Here is a 22,978-nt window from a genome sequence, read left to right as displayed (position 1 = left end):
AAAAAGGAGTTAGGTCGAGAATCCTACTCAACAAGTAAGACCTAACTCTATTAATCTATTGAAGCAAGTCAGTTCGTGGACAGCACGATAAAAATTAGGAGGATATTGTTGTGACAAAACGTGCATTAATCAGTGTTTCCAATAAAGATGGTATTTTAGAATTTGCAAAGGAATTAGTAGCATTAGGTTATGAAATTTTATCAACTGGCGGTACAAAAAAAATGTTACAGGATAATGCGGTAGCTGTAACAGCAGTAGATGAAGTTACGAAGTTTCCTGAAATTTTAGATGGTCGTGTGAAAACTTTAAATCCAATGATTCACGGTGGTCTATTAGGAAAGTTTGATGATGTCTCTCATCAGGCACAGATGAATGAGCATGGAATTGAGCCAATTGAAATTGTTTGTGTTAATCTCTATCCGTTTGTTGAAACAATTTCAAAGCCTAATGTAACTTGGGATGATGCAATTGAAAACATTGATATCGGTGGACCAACAATGTTACGTTCTGCTGCAAAAAACCATCAATATGTTACAGTAATCGTGGACAGCAATGACTATGCAACAGTATTAGAGGAACTTAAAGCAGACGGTGCCACAACAATTGAAACACGTCGTAAACTAGCTGCGAAAGTTTTCCGTCACACAGCCGCTTATGATTCTTATATTTCGAACTACCTGACTGAAGAAGAGTTCCCAGAGAGCTTAACGATGACATATGAATTAAAGCAAAATTTACGCTATGGCGAAAACCCTCACCAAAAAGCGGCCTTCTACCAAAAGCGTCTTGGCTCTGACTTTTCATTAGCTTATGCTACACAATTACACGGGAAAGAATTATCTTATAATAATATTCAAGATGGTAATGCAGCATTGCAAATTGTAAAAGAATTTGAAATGCCAGCTGCTGTAGCGGTGAAACATATGAATCCATGTGGTGTTGGCACTGGTGTCACGTTAGAGGCAGCATTCGATAAAGCATATGAAGCAGATCCAACATCTATTTTTGGCGGTATTATCGCATTAAATATGGAAGTGGATGCTGCAACTGCTGAGAAGCTAAGTCATATTTTCCTAGAAATTATTATTGCACCTGCTTTCTCACAAGAAGCATTAGATATTTTAACGAAAAAGAAAAATATCCGCTTACTAACAATTCCTTTCGAGCAAGCGAAACAGGATGCATTCAATGTAGTATCAGTTGAGGGTGGCCTTCTTGTACAGGAGCCAGATCGTTATGGCTTTGGCAATGCGGATATTAAAGTGGTGACAGATCGAGAACCAACAGAGCAAGAATGGGAAGCATTGCAACTTGGTTGGTCTGTTGTCAAACATGTGAAATCGAATGCGATTGTTGTAACAGATTCTCAAATGACACTTGGGGTTGGCGCAGGGCAAATGAATCGTGTAGGTGCAGCTAAAATTGCCTTTGAACAAGCTGGAGAAAAAGCGAAAGGTGCTGCATTAGCATCAGATGCATTTTTCCCAATGAGCGATACTGTGGAGGCGGCAGCAGCTGCAGGAATTACAGCAATTATTCAACCAGGTGGTTCCATTAAAGATCAAGATTCCATTGATAAAGCAAATGAATACGGCATTGCAATGGTATTCACAGGTGTACGTCATTTTAAACATTAATTGTTGAATTATATAGAAATGAAAACAGACCGAGATGTTGGTTCATCTCGGTCTTACTTACAAAGAGGAGGATTCTCTAAAATGAATGTATTAGTAATCGGAAGCGGTGGCCGTGAGCATGCAATCGCTAAACAATTTAGCATTTCTCCATCAGTAAACAACGTGTTCGTAGCGCCAGGAAATGATGGGATGCAAGGCGAAGTAGAAGTTGTTGCTATTGATACAATGGATTTCGCAGGTCTCGCTCAATTTGCCAAGGAAAATGATATTGCATTAACATTTGTTGGCCCAGAACAGCCGCTTGCTGAAGGCATTGTCGATTTCTTTACAGCTAGAGGTTTACGTATATTCGGTCCTACAAAAGTTGCTGCTCAAATAGAAAGCAGTAAATCCTATGCGAAAGAAATTATGAATAAATATAATATTCCTACAGCAGCACATGAAACATTTACTGAAGCAGAAAAAGCAATAGCCTATATTAAAGAACAAGGGGCACCTATTGTCATTAAGGCTGATGGTTTAGCAGCTGGTAAGGGCGTTGTCGTGGCAATGACAGAGGAAGAAGCAATTGAAGCTGTAGAGGATATGATTGGAAACCAACGTTTTGGTGAATCCTCTTCACGAGTTGTCGTTGAGGAATTTTTAGACGGTGAAGAATTCTCCTTTATGTCTTTTGTACACAAAGGACAAATTTATCCGATGGTTATTGCACAAGATCATAAACGAGCTTATGACGGTGATAAAGGACCAAATACAGGAGGTATGGGTGCTTATTCACCAGTACCACAAATTCCACAAGAGGTAGTAGATATTGCATTTCAAACTATTGTAGAACCAACTGTTAAAGGGATGGAGGCAGATGGTGCTTCCTTTACAGGTATTTTATACGCAGGGTTAATTTTAACGAAGAAAGGTCCTCAGGTTATAGAGTTTAATGCTCGTTTTGGTGATCCAGAAACGCAAGTTGTATTGCCACGTATGGTTTCAGATTTTGGTGCATTTATGATGGCGTTAATGGATGAACAGCCTTTTGATTTACAATGGTCAGAAGAAGCAATGCTTGGTGTAGTCATTGCTGCAGAGGGTTATCCAGGAGACGTTGAAAAAGGTAAGGTATTACCAAATTTAGAGGCACTTTCGACATCTCTTGCAGTTTTCCATGCAGGTACAAAATTAGTAGACGGTCAATTCGTTGGTAATGGTGGACGTGTACTGTTAGTTGGTGCAAAAGCAGCTACTTTACAAGAAGCACAGGAAAAGGTTTATGAAGGTATTGCAACGGAAACATGGAATCACTTTTTCTTCCGTAAAGATATTGGCTGGCGTACATTTAAGTAATTATTATCTTCACTAAATATTTTTTATCGTCTTTTGAAACCTCTTGTTGTTTCAAAACGTAAGAGGTAAGAGCCGTCTCAATAATAGATTGGGACGGCTCCTTTGACTAAGAAGGATTCTGAGCTTTATTCGTTGAAGAATCGCTACTCTTTGAGGAATTTTGAGTTGAAGTGCTGGTGTCAGATTGTTTTGAAACAGTGGCTTGTGAACTTGAAGAATTACCAGCTATAGCAGAGGAAAAATCCTTCATGAGCTTATCGATTTGTTCAGTAGACATAGAATTTTGCCCGCTGAACATACTTTGCATAGAGGTGTTCATGGCATTCTGCATATTGGAGCTTAAAACTGCTTTCGTTGGACAATATTTAAAAAGTCCTTCGGCCATTTTCATGGCACCTAATGCAATCATTAATCGACCTTTTGTACAATTAGGATTTCTAGAAACTTTAGCGATACCAAATGCGGTCAAACTCGTCCCCATGGCAAAACGACAAAATGCATTCTTTTCGCTTAAATTTGCTTGCTGCATCATCATACTTCCTCCTTTAGTCATTGTGGAAAAAATAAGCGAGGTGCACTTTGCTTTATGAAAGTGCTGTGTTACGATTGAAACAAGATGATTGCATAAAGCATAATTTTTATGAAAATATGCGTTTATGCAGTAGTAGTATGTGATTTCAAGTTGGATTTACACAATGAAAAATTACGTAATTTAGGAAGGAGCGAATAGCATGGATCCAGTATGGAAAATAACAAAATTACGTCAACAATTAGCAGTAATCGATGGGAAAAAGGCACCAGATATCGTGCTGAAGAATGCACGTTATTTGCATAGTATGTTAAAGCAATTCATAGTAGGAAACATTTGGATTTTGGGAGATCGCATTGTCTATGCTGGTGACAGAATGCCTCCTTTATTAGAAGGAACAGAAGTGGTGGATTGTACAGGAAAAACAATCGTACCTGGCTATATTGAGCCACATGTACACCCATTCCAGCTTTATCATCCACAGTCATTTGCAGATTTTTGTGGTCAGCTTGGGACAACAACTTTTATTTCGGATAATTTAAGCTTTGTTTTAAATTTAGAAAATAAGAAAGCGTTTTCAATTTTAGAGAGTTTGAAAAAGCTACCGTTTTCTTTTTATTGGTGGACTCGCTTTGACTCACAAACTGAATTGGAGCAAGAGGAAGAGGTTTTCTCTAATACTTCTATATTAGAGTGGTTAGAGCGAAGTGATGTCTTACTTGGTGGAGAGTTGACAGGTTGGCCTAAGCTGTTGCATGGTGACGATCAAATGCTTTATCGTATGCAAATGGCTAAGGGACTGGGAAAAAAAATTGAAGGACATTTCCCTGGAGCTTCAGAAAGAACATTGGCACGCATGAAACTGCTTGGTGCTGATGGTGATCATGAGGCAATGACAGTAGAAGAGGTAGAGCGTCGCATTATGCAGGGCTATGCTGTAACTTTACGTCATTCTTCCATTCGACCAGATTTACCACATCTACTAAAAGGAATAGTAGAAAAAGAACTTCCAATCTTTGATCATTTAATGATGACAACAGACGGTTCAACACCTTCATTCCATGAGGATGGTGTGATGGATAAATGCATTCAAGTAGCTTTAGATGCAGGGGTATCTCCTATTGATGCTTACCAAATGGCTTCCTATAATGTAGCACGTTATTACAACATGTCTAATTTACATGGTTTTATCGCAACAGGACGTTTTGCTTCACTCAATATTTTACAAGATGAGTATCATCCTGTTCCAGAAAGTGTCTTATCAAAGGGTGTCTGGTTGAAGCGTGATGGGGATCGGGTGCATAGAATGTCGACAATTGATTATTCTGCCATCCCAGCTCTAGATTTAGATTTCTCATTAGATTCACAGGATTTTCAGTTTTCTATGCCGTTTGGGATTCAATTAGTTAATGATGTGATTACAAAGCCTTATAATTCTTTAATTGCTAAAGAAGGGCAATTGGCAAATCATGATGAGTGCTATTTAATGCTCATTAATCGAAAAGGCAACTGGCATGTAAATACAATGATTAAAGGATTTGCAACAGATGTCCAAGGCTTTGCATCCTCTTATTCGAACACAGGTGACATATTGTTAATTGGAAAAAATAAAGACGATATGATGAAAGCCTTCGAAGAAATGAAGGCAATGAATGGTGGTATTGTTCTCGTCGAAAAAGGAGAAGTTATAGCGGATATACCATTAACAATTGGTGGACTTTTATATGATGGAGATGTATTCACTTTAACAGAGAAAGAAAAGGCTTTAAAACAAGCTTTAGCAGATAGAGGCTATCAATTAGGAGATGCCATTTATACATTATTATTTTTACAATCTACTCATTTACCATATATTCGTATAACACCACAAGGAATTTTCGATGTGATGAAGAATAAGTTATTATTACCTGCTGTTATGCGCTAATTCATGAAAGTGTTTCAGTTGTTTAAACAATTACAAATATGTGTAATTGTTCAAAGGAGAGATATGCTTGTGTTCAAATCGAAAAAATTATGGATTGCTTTTGCATTTAGTGCTTTGGTGATCGGGGGATGTTCAAAGGATACACCAAAAGTCAAAGAGGATGAAGAACCAATTGTAGAGGAAGAAGCAGTAGTGGAGGAGCCTGTGCAACAACCAGCTTTTGTTGCACCACTTACTGGGGAGGCTGTACAAGAAGAAATTACACAGCGACCAATTATCGTAACCATTAATAATCATCCAGCGGCACGTCCACAGTCAGGCTTAGCTGCGGCTGATATTATTTATGAAATGCTTGCAGAAGGTAATGTGACACGCTTTTTAGCAGTATACCAAAGTGAACTGCCTGAAAATATTGGGCCGGTTCGTAGTGCACGCTCTTATTTTATCGATATGGCCAAGGGATTTGATGCCTTTTATGTAGCACATGGCTATAGTCCGGAGGCGAAAACAATGCTTGATCATCGTATCGTCGACAATATCAACGGTATGGCTTATGATGGTATTCTGTTTAAACGTTCTAACGACCGCGTTGCGCCACACAATTCCTATATTACATCAGACAACATTCTAAAAGGTGCTGAAATGGTAGGCGCTTCAATGAATTACAGTGAAAAAGTACTTCAGGCTTTTTATGAACCTGATGAACGTGGTAAAATAGGTATTGAAACAAGTCAAATTGACATTTATTACGGAAATAATGAAGATTTCCATAACGCGTATGTGTATGATCATCAAACTAATCACTATGAACGACAATCGGCTAGCGTGGATACAAAAGATATGTTAACAGGCGAAACAGTGTCATTGGCAAATGTTCTATTTTTCGAAATGGATCACCAAACAATCGATGATATTGGTCGCCAAGCAATTGATTTAACGTCTGGTGGAAATGCGTATGTATTTCAAAATGGCTATTTGAGGGAAGTCAAGTGGGCTAATGTTAATGGAATACCAATGGCTGTAGAGCAAACGGGGGATCCTGTAAAGCTTGTACCAGGAAAGTCGTGGGTTCATTTCGTACCATCTTCGCCAGGGTTACAAGCAATGGTGAAAACGCAGCCTTAAAGGGAGGAAAATTGCATGCAAATCGAAAAAATTCGGGGGCATCAAACAGATCAATTATTTAAAGCAGTGTTAGAGTTGAAGGACATCGAGGAATGCTATAAGTTTTTTGATGATTTATGTACGATTAGTGAAATTCAATCGTTGGCACAACGCTTTGAGGTTGCACATTTATTACGATTAAAGAAAACCTACGAATCCATTAAAAAGGAAACAGGGGCAAGTACTGCAACTATTTCGCGCGTGCGTCGCTGCTTCGATTATGGGAATGATACATATGATGAAATGTTAGGTCGTTTGTATCCAGATGAAAAACCATTCCAAGCACCAAAAGAATAGTCAGAAAAAAGGCTGAGTAGAAGTTCTACTCGGTCTTTTTCATTTTTTTGTCGTGAATCATAAGCTATACTTGTAAACGAATAGATAGAAAATGATAGGTGGTAAACATAGATGGATTATTTGGAATGGAGACATGTGTTCAAGCTAGATCCAGCGAAGGACATTTCCGATGAAGCATTAGAAAAAATTTGCGAGTCGGGGACAGATGTTATTTTAGTTGGGGGAACAGATAATGTAACGTTGGATGGGGTATTAGATTTACTTGTTCGAGTGCGTCGTTTTGAGGTGCCAATAGCGCTTGAAATTTCTACGATTGATGCGGTAACACCAGGTTACGACTATTATTTCATCCCAACGGTATTAAATAGTGATGATCCAAAATGGATTAAAAATTTACATCATGAGGCTATTAAAGAATACGGTGATATTATGGTATGGGATGAATTAGTAGCGGAAGGATATTGTATTTTAAATCCTGATTGTAAAGTAGCCCATGTAACGGGTGCGAAAACAGATTTAACGATTGATGATGTGGTAGCTTATGCACGCATGGCAGAGAATTTCTTTAAACTGCCTGTTTTTTATTTAGAGTACAGTGGAATGTATGGCAATCTAGAGGTAGTCAGTGCTGTGAAAAACGAACTGAAGCATACCAAACTCTTTTACGGTGGTGGCATAACATCTGCAAAGCAAGCAGAGGTAATGGCACGCATTGCTGATACGGTAGTAGTTGGAAATATTATTTACGAAGATTTAAAAGCTGCACTTGCGACTGTTAAGGCTGTTAAAAATACGTTATAATTTTAGAACAAATGTTTGTAAGGCGGTGCGAAATGGAACAGTTAACAAAAAATTTACTAGCAGGCATGAATCCTGAACAAGAAAGAGCAGTTAAAACAACTGAAGGACCATTACTCATTATGGCAGGTGCTGGGTCAGGAAAAACACGAGTTTTAACACATCGTATTGCTTACCTAGTTATCGAAAAGGAAGTATATCCTTCTAAAATTTTAGCGATTACATTTACAAATAAAGCAGCACGAGAAATGCGAGATCGTATTGATGGCATTCTTGGCAATGGTACTGGCGATAGTATGTGGGTATCGACTTTCCACTCCATGTGTGTAAGGATTTTACGTCGTAATATCGATCAACTAGGCATTTCTCGTAATTTCTCTATTTTAGATTCTACGGATCAGCTTTCAGTCATCAAAAATGTGATGAAGGAAGAAAATATTGACCCAAAACGTTTTGAGCCACGAGCAATTTTAAATGCTATTAGTGCGGCAAAAAACGAGTGTATAGCAGCGGATGATTACGCTGGACAAATGAATGATAAAAACCCTTATGAACAAACAGTTGCACGTGTCTATAAAGGCTATGAGAAAAGATTACGCCGCAACCAATCCCTTGATTTTGATGATTTGATTATGACGACGATTACGTTGTTTAAACGTGTACCTGAAGTGCTTGAATATTATCAAAATAAATTTCAATATATTCATGTCGATGAATATCAAGATACCAATAAATCTCAGTATTTACTTGTACAGTTACTAGCAAAGAAATTTAAAAATATCTGTGTTGTAGGTGATTCCGATCAGTCCATTTATCGTTGGCGTGGTGCAGATATTGGGAATATCCTATCCTTCGAAAAGGATTATCCTACTGCAAAGGTGATTATGTTAGAGCAAAATTATCGTTCAACTAAACGCATCCTACAAGCAGCCAATGACGTCATTCAAAATAATACAACACGTTACCCAAAAGAATTACGCACAGAAAATTCAGAAGGTGAAAAGATTGCACTATATAAAGCTTATAACGAGCAAGAGGAAGCGCAATTTGTTGTACAAACGATTCAACAGTTAATTGAAAAAGAAAATCGTTCCTTTGATGACTTTGCTATTTTATATCGTACAAACGCTCAATCTCGTGTAATGGAGGAAGTACTTGTTAAGTCCAATATGGCCTATCAAATAGTAGGTGGAACAAAGTTCTATGACCGAAAAGAGATAAAGGACCTACTAGCATATTTACGACTTATTGCCAATAATGATGATGATTTATCACTAGCACGTATTATTAATGAGCCAAAGCGCAGTATTGGTGCAACTTCCTTTGAAAAAATGGCACGTTATGCAATAGATCAGGATCGTTCGATTTTTGACGCGATGAATGATCTTGTTTTCATGGGACTATCAGGGAAAGCAGCAAATTCGGCTGAGCAATTTTATGCCATGATTAAAGGCTTTACACAAATGCAGGAATATCTGTCTGTCACTGAAATTGTGGAGCAAGTTATTGATAAATCGGGTTATCGAGCAATGTTACAAAACGAAAAAACAATTGAAGCAGAAAGCCGTTTAGAAAATATTGAAGAGTTTTTATCTGTCACAAAGGCTTTTGAAGAGCGCAGTGATGATAGAAGCTTAATCGCCTTTTTAACCGATTTAGCCCTTATAGCTGATATTGATGCACTCGACAAAGAGGATGCATCCAAGGGCAATATTATTTTAATGACGATGCATGCAGCTAAAGGCTTAGAGTTCCCAGTTGTCTTTATTATCGGTATGGAGGAAAACATTTTCCCACATTCCCGCTCACTAGACGATCAAGATGAAATGGAAGAGGAACGCCGCCTTATGTACGTAGGTGTGACTCGTGCTGAGGAACGTCTATATTTAACCTGTGCCCAAAGCCGTACGATTTTTGGTCGCTCAAGCTTTAATAATGCCTCCCGATTTTTAGGTGAAATTTCTCAAGATATTACAGAGTCAATTTCTAAGGCAGGGACAACATCAACAGTACCATTTGCTACTAACAATCGTTCAACCGGTGGCCATCAAAAGCGTACACTTGGTGCTATTCAGCAAACACAACCTGCCACCGCACGTTTACAAGCAACGGGCGGAGATCAATTTGGATGGAAGGCTGGAGATAAGGCGATTCATAAAAAATGGGGAACAGGTATGGTTGTTAGTGTAAAAGGTGAAGGTGATAGTACAGAGCTCGATATCGCATTCCCACAACCAATTGGTATAAAGCGATTACTTGCTCAATTTGCACCTATTGAAAAAGCGTAAGCGGAGGAACGTAAATGAACGAAATAGAACAGCGTATAGCGGAGTTAAATAAATTATTGCATGAATATGGTTATGCCTATTATGTGTTAGATAAACCTGTCGTAGCTGATAGTGTCTATGACCAGCTATTACAGGAACTGATTGCATTAGAAGAAGCAAACCCATCCCTAATTTACCCTGATTCTCCTACGCAGCGTGTTGGTGGGGCAGTGGTAGAGGGCTTTAAAAAAGTGACGCATGATTACCCGATGCTTAGTCTTTCAAATGCTTTTAATGAAGCAGATTTACGAGAATTCGATCGTAAAGTACGTCAGGCTATCGGAGATCAATTTTCTTATGTATGTGAGCTGAAAATAGATGGTTTGGCTATTTCATTAAAATATGAAAATGGCATGTTTGTACAAGGGGCTACAAGAGGAGATGGTGTGGTAGGAGAAGATATTACCGCCAATTTAAAGACAATCCGTGCGATTCCCCTTCGTTTAAAGGAACCCATTACGATTGAAGTACGTGGTGAGGCATATATGCCGAAAAAATCTTTTGAAAACTTAAATGCCCAACGTGCTGACAATGGTGAGGAGTTGTTTGCTAATCCTCGTAATGCTGCTGCTGGCTCATTACGTCAATTAGACCCTAAAATTGCGGCCAGTCGCCAATTATCAACGTTTATCTATGCCATTGGTGGAGACGGTGAAGTATATGGTATCGACGGTCATGCAGAAATGCTTGATTATTTAGAAGGCCTAGGCTTCCCTTCAAATAAAGAACGCCAACGATGTTCTACGATTGAAGAGGTAATTGCCTTTATAGAACATTGGACAGAAAACCGTCCAAAATTAGCTTACGAGATTGACGGAATTGTTATTAAAGTTGACCGTTATGCTCAGCAAGATGAACTAGGTTATACAGCAAAGAGTCCACGCTGGGCAATTGCCTACAAATTTCCGGCAGAGGAAGTTGTTACAACTTTACTTGATATTGATTTAACAGTAGGTCGTACAGGTGTTGTTACGCCTACAGCGATTTTAACCCCCGTACAAGTAGCGGGAACGACGGTTCAACGTGCTTCTTTACACAATGAAGATTTAATTCGAGATAAGGATATTCGTCTTGGAGATACAGTTATTATTCGAAAAGCTGGTGACATTATTCCCCAAGTTGTAGGTGTGCTTATAGAACAACGTCCTGAGGATTCAGTCCCTTTTGTCATGCCAAAAAATTGCCCTGTTTGTGATAGTGAATTGATTCGTATTGAAGGCGAAGTTGCCTTGCGCTGTGTAAATCCTGCCTGCTTTGCGCAAATCGCAGAAAGCATAAAATATTTTGTTTCTCGAAACGCGATGAATATTGACGGTCTTGGGGATAAAGTAGTGGAGCAATTATTGCGTGCAGATTTAATACATGATGTTTCTGACCTGTATCATTTAACGGTGGAGCAACTTGTGGAATTGGAACGTATGGGCGAAAAATCAGCAACTAATTTAGTAAATGCTATTCAAGCATCGAAGGAAAATTCGATGGAGCGTTTGTTAATTGGACTAGGAATTCGTCATGTTGGTGAAAAAGCAGCCAAAATCGTATCAGAGGAATTTGGTTCAATGGAAGCCGTGATGGCTGCAACAGAGGAGCAGCTTGTGGCAATTTATGAAATTGGAGATAAAATGGCTTCATCGTTAGTGGAGTATTTCTCAAATGAAGATGCACGAGCAGTCATTGAGCGTCTTGCTGATGCAGGCGTGAATATGACATACAAAGGTAAAAAAGTAGAAGTGGCGATAGGTGATAGTCCTTTTGCAGGTAAAACAATTGTCTTAACTGGTAAACTTGAGCAATTGACACGCAACGAAGCAAAAGCGAAAATAGAAGAGTTAGGTGGTACAGTCACGGGTAGTGTCAGCAAAAAAACAGATCTAGTGATCGCAGGTGCGGATGCAGGCTCTAAACTAACAAAGGCTGAGCAATTGGGTATCGAAGTTTGGACTGAAGATAACTTAATTGAACAACTTAACCTCATCTAATAAGTGCATGATATCCTCCCTTTTTATGAATAGGAAGCGATATCTGGTGCACAATCGTTACATCAAGGCGTCGAGTAGCTTCGTCGACCTAAAATTGACTATTAGTAAAGGAGCACTAAATAATGAAGTCTTTTCGACTCATTCCAGCAATCGTAGCTGCTGCAATGCTAGTCGGCTGTGTGCCTTCTGACAAGAAGGAGACAGAGCTTACACAGGAAACGCAACAGAAAGAAAAAGCTGAAACAACAATTATTCCAAGCATACAAATTGATGAATCTTATTATAAGACGCTTATCCCTTATAAAGAGAGTGCAAGTAGAGGTCTAGTGGTTTCTAACATTTATACGAAATATGATATGAAGGAAGTTGAATCAGGTTTAATGCGTTTATCTCAAAATGAGTTCGACACAGAAAACTACTACTTCCAAGAAGGTCAATATTTAGCTGAAAGTACAGTAAGCTCTTGGCTTGCTCGTAGTTCACAAACAGAGGATGGATTAAATCCACCGACAACAGACACAATGACACCTGAGGAGCGAGCAACAAAGGCTCCCGTTTATTTATCCCATATTGTAGAGCAAAACTACTTAACAAAAACGAAGGATAATAAAGTGAAACTAGGTGGGATTTCAATCGGTCTTGCCTTAAATTCTATCTATTATTATCAAAAAGAACAGTATGGGGAATATTACGAGGAACCAATTTCAGAGTCTACTCTTATTGAGCAAGGCAAAAAAATGGCTGCTGAAATCGTTTCTCGTTTACGTTCACGTGAAGAGTTAAAGGATGTACCGATTGTGGTCGGTTTGTTTAAGCAGCAAGCCCGTAATCAAATTATTCCAGGGACATACTTTAGCTATGGTGTAGCAAAAGCTGGGGAGAACAGCATCGCTGATTGGGAAGGTATAGATGAAAATTACGTCTTGTTCCCAACAGATGATTCACAAGATGTATACCGAGATGTCAACAATAACTTCAAGAACTTCAAACAAGATGTTGATAAATATTTTTCTAACTATACAAGTGTGATCGGTACTGGTTTCTATCGTAATAAACAAATACAAAATCTTTCGATTGAAATCCCAATCCAATTTTTCGGCAAAGCAGAGATAATAGGATTTACGCAATATTTAACAGGGATTTTAATCAATCAATTTGATAATATTCATGTGGAAGTGAGTGTTACTTCAGTGAATGGTCCTGAGGCATTAATCATCAAAAAGGCCAATGACAAGGACCCTTACGTGCATATCTATGATTAATATAGTCAGCCTTTGTGCTGACTATATTTTTTATGGTAATGGATTGAAATAGAGGAACACAACGGGATGATAGAGACAACACTTTGTTATAGTAGTGAAAGTTTCTATATTTTTAGTGAAAGTTGTGATTTTTAAAATGAAAAATGTTATGATTATTGGCATGGTTAACTTTATTCAACCCTATTGTTATCAATAAAAACAATGAATTGAACAAGTATTCGGAGGTGTGAAAAATGGCTAAATTAACAAAAGAAGAAGTAAAGCACGTGGCAAATTTAGCACGTCTTGCAATTACAGAAGAAGAAGCAGAGAAATTTGCTGAACAGCTTGGCAAAATTACAGACTTTGCGGAGCAGTTAAATGAACTGGATACAACAAATGTTGAACCAACAACGCACGTTTTACCATTAGTGAACGTAATGCGTGAAGATGTAGCAGTAAAAGGTTTAGACCGAGAAGTAATGATGTTAAACGTAAAAGAACAAGAAGATGGTCAAGTAAAAGTACCAGCTATCATGTAATACTAAAACATAGGAGGATTCCTCATGACGCTATTTGAACGTTCAGCTAAGGAGTTACAAGCAGAAATTAAAGCGGGTAACTTATCAATCGCTGACTTAACGAAAGAAGCATACGAGCGTATTGCAAAGCTTGATGGCGATGTACAAGCATTCCTTGCTTCAAACGAAGAAAAAGCAACTGCTCAAGCTGCTGAAATGGATAAAGTACCATTTGAAAAGCGTGGACCATTATTCGGTCTACCGATCGGTGTGAAAGACAACATCGTAACAGAAGGCTTAGAAACAACATGTGCCTCTAAAATTCTAGAAGGCTTTATGCCAATCTATGATGCAACTGTTGTCAACAAGCTACGTGAAGCTGGCATGATTACAGTTGGTAAATTAAACATGGATGAATTTGCAATGGGTTCTTCAAACGAAAACTCATACTATAAAACAACAAAAAATCCATGGAACTTAAACCACGTACCAGGAGGTTCTTCAGGTGCATCTGCAGCAGCTGTAGCAGCTGGTGAAGTACCATTCTCTCTTGGATCAGATACAGGTGGTTCAATCCGTCAACCTGCAGCTTACTGTGGTGTTGTAGGGATGAAACCTACATATGGTCGTGTATCTCGTTTTGGTCTCGTTGCATTCGCATCTTCTCTAGATCAAATTGGACCAATTACACGCAATGTTGAAGATAATGCGCTATTACTAGAAGCTATCGCTGGATTAGATCCAAATGATTCGACTTCTGCGAATGTTGAGGTGCCAAATTACGCTGCAGCTCTTACTGGTGATGTTAAGGGCTTACGTATTGCTGTGCCAAAAGAATTCCTTGGTGAAGGCGTTGGTGAAGCAGCTCGTCAATCAGTGCTTGCAGCATTAGAGGTATTAAAAGGCTTAGGCGCTACTGTAGAAGAGGTATCACTTCCTCACTCAAAATATGCACTAGCTGCGTACTATATCCTTTCTTCTTCTGAAGCGTCTTCTAACCTATCTCGTTTCGATGGTATCCGCTATGGTTTCCGTGCAGAAAACGTGACAAATTTAATGGACCTTTATAAAGAAACACGTGCTCAAGGCTTTGGTGATGAAGTAAAACGACGTATCATGTTAGGTACTTACTCACTAAGTGCAGGTACGTATGATGCGTACTACAAAAAAGCACAACAAGCACGTACACTGATCAAAGCAGACTATGATAAAGTATTTGAAGACTTTGATGTTATCATTGGACCAACAGCTCCAACACCAGCATTCAAGATTGGTGAAAATGTTGATGATCCAATGACAATGTATGCAAACGATATTTTAACAATCCCGATGAACTTAGCAGGTGTACCAGCAATTTCAATTCCTTGTGGCTTTGAAAACGGTCTACCACTAGGTTTACAAATAATTGGTAAGTATTTCGATGAAGCAACTATTTACCGTGTGGCTCATGCTTTTGAACAAGCTACTGAGTTCCATAAAGAAGTTCCTCAAATGTGGGAGGGAAAATAACATGAACTTTGAAACAGTCATTGGTTTAGAAGTACACGTTGAGTTGAAGACAAACTCAAAAATCTTCTCACCAGCACCAGCTCACTTTGGTGCTGAACCAAATACAAATACAACAGTAATCGATTTAGGCTATCCTGGGGTCCTACCAGTCCTGAACAAAAATGTAGTAGATTTCGCTATGCGTGCAGCACTGGCACTCAATATGGAAATCGAGCAAGAAACAAAGTTTGACCGTAAAAACTACTTCTATCCAGATAATCCGAAAGCTTATCAAATTTCACAATTCGATAAACCAATCGGTAAAAACGGCTGGATCGATATTGAAGTAGACGGCTATACAAAACGTATCGGTATCACGCGTCTTCATATGGAAGAAGACGCTGGTAAACTTTCACATGCTGGTGACCATTCACTAGTTGACTTTAACCGTCAAGGAACACCGCTTGTTGAAATCGTTTCTGAGCCAGATATTCGTACACCAAACGAAGCATATGCATATCTTGAAAAATTAAAATCGATTATTCAATATACTGACGTATCTGATTGTAAGATGGAAGAAGGCTCACTACGTTGTGATGCCAATATTTCTCTTCGCCCTTATGGTCAAGAAGAATTTGGTACAAAAACAGAGCTTAAAAACCTGAACTCCTTCAACTATGTTCGTCGTGGTTTAGAGCATGAAGAATTACGTCAAGCAGATGTATTATTATCTGGTGGCGTGATTGAGCAAGAAACACGTCGTTTTGATGAAAAAACAGGTAAAACAATTTTAATGCGTGTTAAAGAGGGAACAGATGACTACCGTTACTTCCCAGAGCCAGACTTAGTTCGTCTTTCAATTGATGATGCATGGTTAGAGCGTGTGAAATCTGAAATTCCAGAGCTTCCAGATGCTCGTAAAAAACGCTATGTTGAAGAACTAGGCTTAACACCTTATGATGCTGGAGTTCTTGTTATCTCTAAAGAGATCTCAGATTTCTTTGAGGCAATGGTAGCAAAGGGGGCAGATGCTAAGCTTTCTGCTAACTGGTTAATGGGTGATGTTTCTGCTTATTTAAACGCAGAGCAAAAAGATCTAAAAGATACTGCATTAACACCAGAAAACCTTGCTGAAATGGTGAAATTAATCACGGACGGTACAATTTCTTCTAAGATCGGTAAAAAAGTATTTGCTGAATTAGTAGAAAATGGCGGCTCTGCGCAGGATATAGTGAAAGCAAAAGGCTTAGTGCAAATTTCTGATGAAGGTGCATTACTAGCAATCGTAACAGAAGTTTTAGATAACAATGCTCAATCTATCGAGGACTTCAAAAATGGTAAAGACCGTGCGATTGGCTTCTTAGTTGGTCAAATTATGAAGGCAACAAAAGGTCAAGCTAACCCACCAATGGTTAATAAATTATTACAACAAGAAATTGCCAAACGATAATACTCGTTGTAACATAATAGCCGAGAGAGCTTCATTGCTCCCTCGGCTATTAATTTTCAAAAATGTAACAAATTTGCATTTTACGAAACTTAATAGTTGTTTAAAAAGAGTATTCATAGCAAAATATAGAATAGACAGTAATAAGGGGGACGAGCCAATGAAAACAGAACAACAGTATTTTAATGAAGCTATATCAATACAACAATATATGGAGAACATGACGACGTTAAAAGAAGAAAGCTTTCGTATTTATGATGGCTTTGAAGTACCAACAAACGATGGTTTTATCGGGTTATTAAAAGAAAAACAACCTAAAATTTTAACAATTACAGAGGATTGGTGCGGAGACGCAATGTTAAATAATCCAATTATTCGTCGTATTGCTGAAGCGGCAGGATTAGATATGCGTACCGTTTTCCGTGATGCTGATACAGAGCTAATTGATCGTTATTTAACAAACGGTGGCCGTGCAATTCCGATTTATCTATTGTTAGATGATGCAGGAGATGTGATTGGAAAATGGGGACCACGTGCACCAGAATTACAAGAGTTCGTCGTAACGAAACGAGCAAGCTTACCAGATAAAGAAGATCCAACCTTTGAAGAGGCACAAAAGACTCTTTATGCAGAAATTCGTGAGGAAAATATCTCCAATCAAACATATTGGACATATGTTTATGAGGACTTTAAGAAGCAAGTAACAGAAGCATTACAAAAATAACAAGAGTATTGCAACATTTCAACCTATAAATACGTTGAATGAAGTAGAATCTTATGAAGCAGGAAGGTATGTTATGAAACGAGCAAGAATCATTTATAATCCTACATCTGGACGCGAAGTGTTTAAGAAACATCTACCAGAGGTGTTGGAAAAACTAGAGGTAGCAGGCTACGAGACATCCTGTCACGCAACAACATGTGAAGGTGATGCAACGCTTGCAGCAAAAAATGCGGTAGAACGCGGTTTTGATATCATCATCGCAGTTGGTGGAGATGGCACATTAAATGAAGTTGTTTCAGGTGTAAGCCCATTTGAAAACCGTCCGAAAGTTGGTCTAATTCCAATGGGCACTACAAATGATTTTGCCCGTGCCGTGCATATCCCTCGAAATATTGAAGAGGCAGTAGACATTATTATTCAAGGCGACACATTGCCAGTGGATGTTGGTCTCTTAAATGGCGAACGCTATTTCATCAATATTGCTGCTGGCGGACGTATTACAGAGCTTACTTACGAAGTACCAAGCAAAATGAAAACAATGCTTGGTCAGCTAGCCTATTATGTAAAGGCAGTTGAGATGATTCCATCCATTAAAGCCTCACATATGCGCATTGAATATGATGGCGAAGTATTTGATGGCGACGCTATGATGTTCCTATGTGGGTTAACGAATTCAGTAGGCGGCTTTGAAAAACTAGCTCCTGATGCAAGCATTAATGATGGTTACTTTACTTTAATAGTGCTAAAGAAGGTAAGTCTTCCTGAATTTATTCAACTAGCTGCTATGGCATTAAGAGGCGAACATTTAAATGATGATCGGGTCATCTACAAAAAAGCTAGCGTTGTCAAAGTTACTACAGAAAATGAGGTCCACCTTAATCTCGATGGCGAATATGGCGGAGACGCTCCCGCTACATTTGAAAACCTAAAGCGTCACATCGAAATCTTTGTTCCACTCGCAGATATTCGAGAGGAAGACCGTATTTAATGAACCCGAAAAGCTCATCCGATTTTATTGAGGATGAGCTTTATTTTGTATTTTTGGGTTGATTGCTTGAAGCGCTCTCAAAGAAGGAGTGGCGCTCTAAAGGAAGTGAAAAGCGTTCCAAATCCTCTTAACGAAAATTCCATCACTAGAATAAAACTGGCTAAATTCCATAAAAGAAGCTTTAGAAGTAAGATTGTGAATGAAATTAGAAAAATGTTTGGCAAATGTGCGTATATTACTTGAACAAAATTTGAAACCTTAATAATAGACTGAAATTTCGGTCCGTTATTAAGGTTTTTTTCGTTGAAATAGTGGAAAATGGGGGTATGGATAAGGGAAAGGAAGTGTTGCCTTTGTATAAGTCACAAGAAAAGAAGCTTATATGGCTAAGCTTTGGTGTTGCAATCATTATGCTACTTTCTATTCTTGGAAGAATATTTGGAAGTTAAGGGGGCAATGAGATGATTAATGAATCAGCGGTCTATTGGAGCCGAGCATTAACGGAGTTAACATTATCGTTCCATATTATTTATGCAACAATTGGTGTGGGTGTCCCGTTAATGATTATGATTGCTCAATGGACTGGGTATAAAAAGAATGATGAACATTATATCTTAATGGCAAGACGTTGGGCCCGTGGTTTTGTCATTACTGTAGCTGTCGGTGTGGTAACTGGAACCGCAATCGGCTTACAACTATCATTATTGTGGCCTAATTTTATGCAACTCGCTGGTCAAACAATTGCGTTACCACTTTTTATGGAAACGTTTGCATTTTTCTTTGAGGCGATATTCTTGGGCATCTATTTATATACTTGGGATCGCTTTGATAGTCAGAAAAAGCATATGCTTCTGTTAATCCCTGTTGCTGTCGGAGCATCGATGTCAGCAGTCTTTATCACAATCGTTAACGCTTTTATGAACGCACCAAGAGGATTTGATATCGTAGACGGAGAACTTGTTAATATTCAACCTTTTCTTGCAATGTTTAACCCCGCCATGCCAACAAAGGTTGCGCATGTACTTGTGACAGCATACATGACATCGGCATTTGTGCTAGCAGCTATTGCAGGATTTAGAATGTTAAAAGGCTCGAAGCATGTATACCATAAAAAATCACTACTTTTACTAATGAAAATTGGCTTGATTTTCTCCATTGCAGCCGCTGTGATTGGAGATTTTTCAGGAAAATACTTAGCCGAATATCAACCCGAAAAACTAGCCGCAGCAGAATGGCATTTTGAAACAGAAGGTAAGGCTTCTCTTGTATTATTTGGTGTCTTAGAGGGAGAAGAAGTTAAATATGCTATTAAAATTCCGTATGCTTTAAGCATTCTTGCACATTTTAATCCTAATGCAGAGGTAATCGGCTTAGATCAATTTGAGGAAGAGGATCTACCGCCACTCTATATTCACTATCTCTTTGATATCATGGTTTCCATTGGTATGTTTATGGTGCTAGTTTCATTACTTTATGTTGTAGGGAAAGCACGGGGCTGGCAGTTTATTCATTCACAATGGTATAGATGGATTATCGTAGCGGGAGGACCACTATCAATTATCGCGATTGAAGCAGGTTGGTGGCTTGCCGAAGTTGGACGTCAACCATGGATACTTTATGGACTAATGCGTACACCTGAGGGAGCTACGACGAGCGACCATGTGGATTTAATGCTGCTTTTATTCGCAGGCGTCTATGCAGTATTAGCAGTGGGAAGTATTGTCGTATTGGTAAGAATGTTTAAAAAGAACCCAATCGAACGCGAGATTGAAGATCGCCACTCTGAAAAAGGCGGTGACATCCTATGACGTTAGAGATTTTAGGTATTTCAGTATTATGGATATTCCTATTTGGCTATGTCATTGTCGCATCGATCGATTTTGGTGCTGGCTTCTTTAATGCATACAGCCTACTTATTGGAAAAAATCATATTTTAACAAATATTATTAAACGTTATTTATCGCCTGTTTGGGAAGTTACCAATGTCTTTTTAGTATTCTTCTTTGTAGGAATCGTAGGATTTTTCCCGCAAACCGCTTTTTATTACGGAACGATTTTACTTGTGCCCGTTAGTATTTCGCTTGTACTATTGGCAATTCGAGGCTCCTACTATGCCTTTGAATCGTATGGTACACGAGGCCATATCGGATATACACTGACATATGGTGTAGCAGGTTTATTAATTCCCGCTTCTTTATCCGTTGTCTTTGCCATTGCTGGAGGAGGCTATGTAGATGTAATTGATGGGCAGCCTGTACTGAACTACTGGACTTTATATACAAGTCCATTTGCTTGGAGCATAGTGGTACTAAGTATCGCTGCTGTATTGTATATTTCAGCCGTATTTTTAACATGGTACGCGCATAAAGCAAATGATAGCGAAGCAACGAAACTGATGAGAAAATATGCTCTTGTGTGGGCAGCACCGCTAATGATTAGTGCGCTTGGCATTATGTATGAAATGAAATCCATCAACCCAGAGAGCTACAGTCATATGGTGAATTTATGGTGGATGTTTGCGATTTCAGCTGTCTTATTTATTGTCACAGTCGTACTCATTGCCATGCGTAAAAAGTACGGACTTGCAGTTGGGCTTCTGATTGCTCAATTTGCCGTAGCCTTCTTTGCTTATGGAATAGCTCAATATCCATACCTGCTGTATCCGTATTTAACCATTTACGATAGCTTTACAAGCACACAAATGGCGATCGCTTTAGTTATCGCATTTATTTTAGGACTGTGTCTTCTTCTTCCTTCACTTTATTTATTGATGAAACTATTCTTATTCAATAAAAAATATGTGACAGGAAAAGAAGACAATCACGCATAGGAGGAAAGCACATATGCAAAGTTTTTTAATTTTTTATGCACCTTTTATTGTCGTCATTCTTGGGATCTTGTGTGCATTTTGGTGGGCACCAAGGGATTATCATATTACAAAAGAGCAGGAAAAGAGTCGCGAATAGCGACTCTTTTTTCAAGTTAATTAGCAGAGACACGCAACAGCCAAGTCTTGTTCTTTTTTCATTCGCCAACACATGCTACAATAAGGAGATTGAAATGGAGGATGTACGAATGTCAGCACCCGTGAAAAAAAATGAACGACTTTCAGTTTATATAGAAGATCTAACGCATGATGGCAATGGTGTCGCAAAGGTTGAAGGTTATCCACTATTCATACAAGGCGCACTGCCAAACGAAACGGCCGAAATCCATGTGTTAAAAACATTAAAAAACTACGGCTTTGCAAAGGTAATAGATATTATCAAGCCATCTCCAGACCGTGTTGAAGCTCCATGTGATTACTTCAAGCAGTGTGGCGGCTGCCAATTACAGCATTTATCCTATGAGGGACAGCTAAAATGGAAAGAAAATATGGTGCGCAATGTGATGCATCGCATTGGTAAAATTCATGCACCTGTTCACCCAGTAAAAGGTATGAAAGAACCTTGGCACTACCGTAATAAAGCCCAAATTCCTTTCTCTGAAAATGAAGCAGGACAAGCGATTGCAGGATTTTATAAAACAAAAACGCATAGCATTGTGGATATGGATCGCTGTTTAATTCAAACAGGAGAAGCAGATGCAATTCTTGCAGGCTTGAAAAAGGAATTAGCAACGTTAGGCATTCGCTCTTACAATGAGCATACACATGAAGGCATGTTGCGTCATGTCGTTATCCGTAAAGCACGAGCAACAGGCGAAGTCATGGTTGTCCTTGTAACGAAAAAGCAAAAATTCCCACAAAAAGAGGCAGCTATTACAGTCATCCAAAAGCTAGTACCAAACGTTACATCAATTATGCAAAATGTGAATAGTGAGAAAACCAATGTTATTTTTGGTGATGATACAATCAACCTTTGGGGTAAAGACGTTATTATTGATACAATTGGTGACGTACGTTTTGAAATCTCTGCTCGTTCCTTCTATCAAGTCAACCCAGAGCAAACAGAGGTACTCTACAAGCAAGCACTAGATTATGCTGACTTGCAAGGAGATGAACGTGTCATTGATGCGTATTGTGGAATTGGTACGATTTCTTTATTCCTTGCTCAAAAAGCAAAGACCGTCATGGGCGTGGAAATTGTCCCACAAGCGATTGAAGATGCCAAACGCAACGCACTGCTTAATGGCTTTACAAATACTTATTTTGAAGCAGGCCCAGCAGAGGAAGTTATCCCAAGATGGTATAAAGAAGGCAAGGAAGCAGACGTACTAGTAGTTGATCCACCGCGCAAAGGCTGCGATGAAGCATTGCTAACTACTATTCTAGAGCAACGACCAAAACGAGTGGTCTACGTATCCTGTAACCCAGCCACACTAGCACGCGATCTACGCATTTTAGAGGATGGCGGCTATCACACACAGGAAATCCAGCCAGTAGATATGTTCCCACATTCGACGCATTGTGAAGCAGTAGCATGGTTGAAGTTAAACGAGTAACCCATTACTAAACTCACCTACACAATAAAAAAATTACCGTTTTAGGACATATTTCATTTAAAATAATTTTTTGTTTATCAATAAAAACTCGGATTCGATCAAAAACGAATCCGAGTTTTTTCCATGTAATTTC

At 38.8% G+C, this 22,978-nt stretch carries 19 protein-coding genes; 18 read left to right on the top strand and 1 reads right to left on the bottom strand.

Annotation, left to right across the window (positions count from 1 at the left end):
• The first annotated feature begins 110 nt into the window (after positions 1-110).
• On the top strand, positions 111-1,637 hold the full coding sequence (gene purH / locus LCP48_RS20335) for a bifunctional phosphoribosylaminoimidazolecarboxamide formyltransferase/IMP cyclohydrolase (protein WP_004225728.1): 1,527 nt from the start codon (positions 111-113) through the stop codon (positions 1,635-1,637).
• A gap of 81 nt (positions 1,638-1,718) precedes the next feature.
• On the top strand, positions 1,719-2,975 hold the full coding sequence (gene purD / locus LCP48_RS20330; protein WP_004225727.1) for a phosphoribosylamine--glycine ligase: 1,257 nt from the start codon (positions 1,719-1,721) through the stop codon (positions 2,973-2,975).
• A 106-nt stretch (positions 2,976-3,081) separates the two neighbouring features.
• On the opposite strand, the gene LCP48_RS20325 is transcribed toward purD, so the two are convergent.
• Positions 3,082-3,507 carry a YgaP-like transmembrane domain gene (locus tag LCP48_RS20325; RefSeq protein ID WP_004225724.1) on the bottom strand — a complete coding sequence of 142 codons (426 nt, stop codon included), beginning with the start codon at positions 3,505-3,507 and terminating at the stop codon, positions 3,082-3,084.
• A gap of 199 nt (positions 3,508-3,706) precedes the next feature.
• On the opposite strand from LCP48_RS20325, the gene LCP48_RS20320 reads away from it, so the two are divergent.
• The 16 genes from LCP48_RS20320 to rlmD all read left to right on the top strand — a co-directional run bounded on the left by LCP48_RS20320 (position 3,707) and on the right by rlmD (position 22,845).
• The gene (locus tag LCP48_RS20320) at positions 3,707-5,428 is read left to right on the top strand and encodes an adenine deaminase C-terminal domain-containing protein (RefSeq protein ID WP_004225722.1); all 1,722 of its coding nucleotides are present in this window, start codon (positions 3,707-3,709) and stop codon (positions 5,426-5,428) included.
• A 69-nt stretch (positions 5,429-5,497) separates the two neighbouring features.
• Positions 5,498-6,553, top strand: coding sequence for a DUF3048 domain-containing protein (locus tag LCP48_RS20315; RefSeq protein WP_004225719.1), 1,056 nt, complete (start codon positions 5,498-5,500; stop codon positions 6,551-6,553).
• Positions 6,554-6,568: 15 nt separating this feature from the next.
• Positions 6,569-6,889, top strand: a complete 321-nt coding sequence (locus tag LCP48_RS20310) for a YerC/YecD family TrpR-related protein (protein ID WP_004225717.1) — start codon at positions 6,569-6,571, stop codon at positions 6,887-6,889.
• A 111-nt stretch (positions 6,890-7,000) separates the two neighbouring features.
• On the top strand, positions 7,001-7,690 hold the full coding sequence (locus LCP48_RS20305; RefSeq protein ID WP_004225715.1) for a heptaprenylglyceryl phosphate synthase: 690 nt from the start codon (positions 7,001-7,003) through the stop codon (positions 7,688-7,690).
• A gap of 32 nt (positions 7,691-7,722) precedes the next feature.
• Positions 7,723-9,975 (top strand): DNA helicase PcrA, encoded by a 2,253-nt coding sequence (pcrA, locus tag LCP48_RS20300; RefSeq protein WP_004225713.1) that lies wholly within the window; start codon positions 7,723-7,725, stop codon positions 9,973-9,975.
• A gap of 14 nt (positions 9,976-9,989) precedes the next feature.
• Positions 9,990-11,993 (top strand): NAD-dependent DNA ligase LigA, encoded by a 2,004-nt coding sequence (gene ligA / locus LCP48_RS20295; protein ID WP_225340483.1) that lies wholly within the window; start codon positions 9,990-9,992, stop codon positions 11,991-11,993.
• A gap of 122 nt (positions 11,994-12,115) precedes the next feature.
• Positions 12,116-13,255: a CamS family sex pheromone protein gene (locus LCP48_RS20290; protein WP_225340482.1), complete on the top strand. Its 1,140-nt coding sequence runs from the start codon at positions 12,116-12,118 to the stop codon at positions 13,253-13,255.
• Positions 13,256-13,488: 233 nt separating this feature from the next.
• Positions 13,489-13,776: an Asp-tRNA(Asn)/Glu-tRNA(Gln) amidotransferase subunit GatC gene (gatC, locus tag LCP48_RS20285; RefSeq protein WP_004225708.1), complete on the top strand. Its 288-nt coding sequence runs from the start codon at positions 13,489-13,491 to the stop codon at positions 13,774-13,776.
• A 24-nt stretch (positions 13,777-13,800) separates the two neighbouring features.
• Positions 13,801-15,264, top strand: a complete 1,464-nt coding sequence (gatA, locus tag LCP48_RS20280) for an Asp-tRNA(Asn)/Glu-tRNA(Gln) amidotransferase subunit GatA (protein WP_004225706.1) — start codon at positions 13,801-13,803, stop codon at positions 15,262-15,264.
• A 1-nt stretch (position 15,265) separates the two neighbouring features.
• Positions 15,266-16,693, top strand: a complete 1,428-nt coding sequence (gene gatB / locus LCP48_RS20275; RefSeq protein WP_009374262.1) for an Asp-tRNA(Asn)/Glu-tRNA(Gln) amidotransferase subunit GatB — start codon at positions 15,266-15,268, stop codon at positions 16,691-16,693.
• 157 nt (positions 16,694-16,850) lie between these two features.
• Positions 16,851-17,414, top strand: coding sequence for a thioredoxin family protein (locus LCP48_RS20270; RefSeq protein WP_004225703.1), 564 nt, complete (start codon positions 16,851-16,853; stop codon positions 17,412-17,414).
• A 73-nt stretch (positions 17,415-17,487) separates the two neighbouring features.
• Positions 17,488-18,402: a diacylglycerol kinase gene (locus tag LCP48_RS20265; protein ID WP_004225701.1), complete on the top strand. Its 915-nt coding sequence runs from the start codon at positions 17,488-17,490 to the stop codon at positions 18,400-18,402.
• 461 nt (positions 18,403-18,863) lie between these two features.
• The gene (locus LCP48_RS20260) at positions 18,864-20,210 is read left to right on the top strand and encodes a cytochrome ubiquinol oxidase subunit I (protein ID WP_004225694.1); all 1,347 of its coding nucleotides are present in this window, start codon (positions 18,864-18,866) and stop codon (positions 20,208-20,210) included.
• Positions 20,207-21,232, top strand: a complete 1,026-nt coding sequence (locus tag LCP48_RS20255; protein WP_004225693.1) for a cytochrome d ubiquinol oxidase subunit II — start codon at positions 20,207-20,209, stop codon at positions 21,230-21,232. The genes LCP48_RS20260 and LCP48_RS20255 overlap by 4 nt, the downstream gene beginning before the upstream one ends.
• A gap of 13 nt (positions 21,233-21,245) precedes the next feature.
• Entirely contained in the window at positions 21,246-21,368 is a 123-nt protein-coding gene (cydS, locus tag LCP48_RS23395) for a cytochrome bd oxidase small subunit CydS family protein (protein WP_004225690.1), read from the top strand.
• Positions 21,369-21,477: 109 nt separating this feature from the next.
• Positions 21,478-22,845, top strand: coding sequence for a 23S rRNA (uracil(1939)-C(5))-methyltransferase RlmD (rlmD, locus tag LCP48_RS20250; RefSeq protein ID WP_004225688.1), 1,368 nt, complete (start codon positions 21,478-21,480; stop codon positions 22,843-22,845).
• The last annotated feature ends 133 nt before the right edge of the window (positions 22,846-22,978 follow it).

This window comes from Lysinibacillus capsici, from assembly GCF_020217405.1.
GTDB classification, from domain to species: domain Bacteria; phylum Bacillota; class Bacilli; order Bacillales_A; family Planococcaceae; genus Lysinibacillus; species Lysinibacillus capsici.
This window is presented reverse-complemented; position numbering and strand designations above follow the sequence as displayed.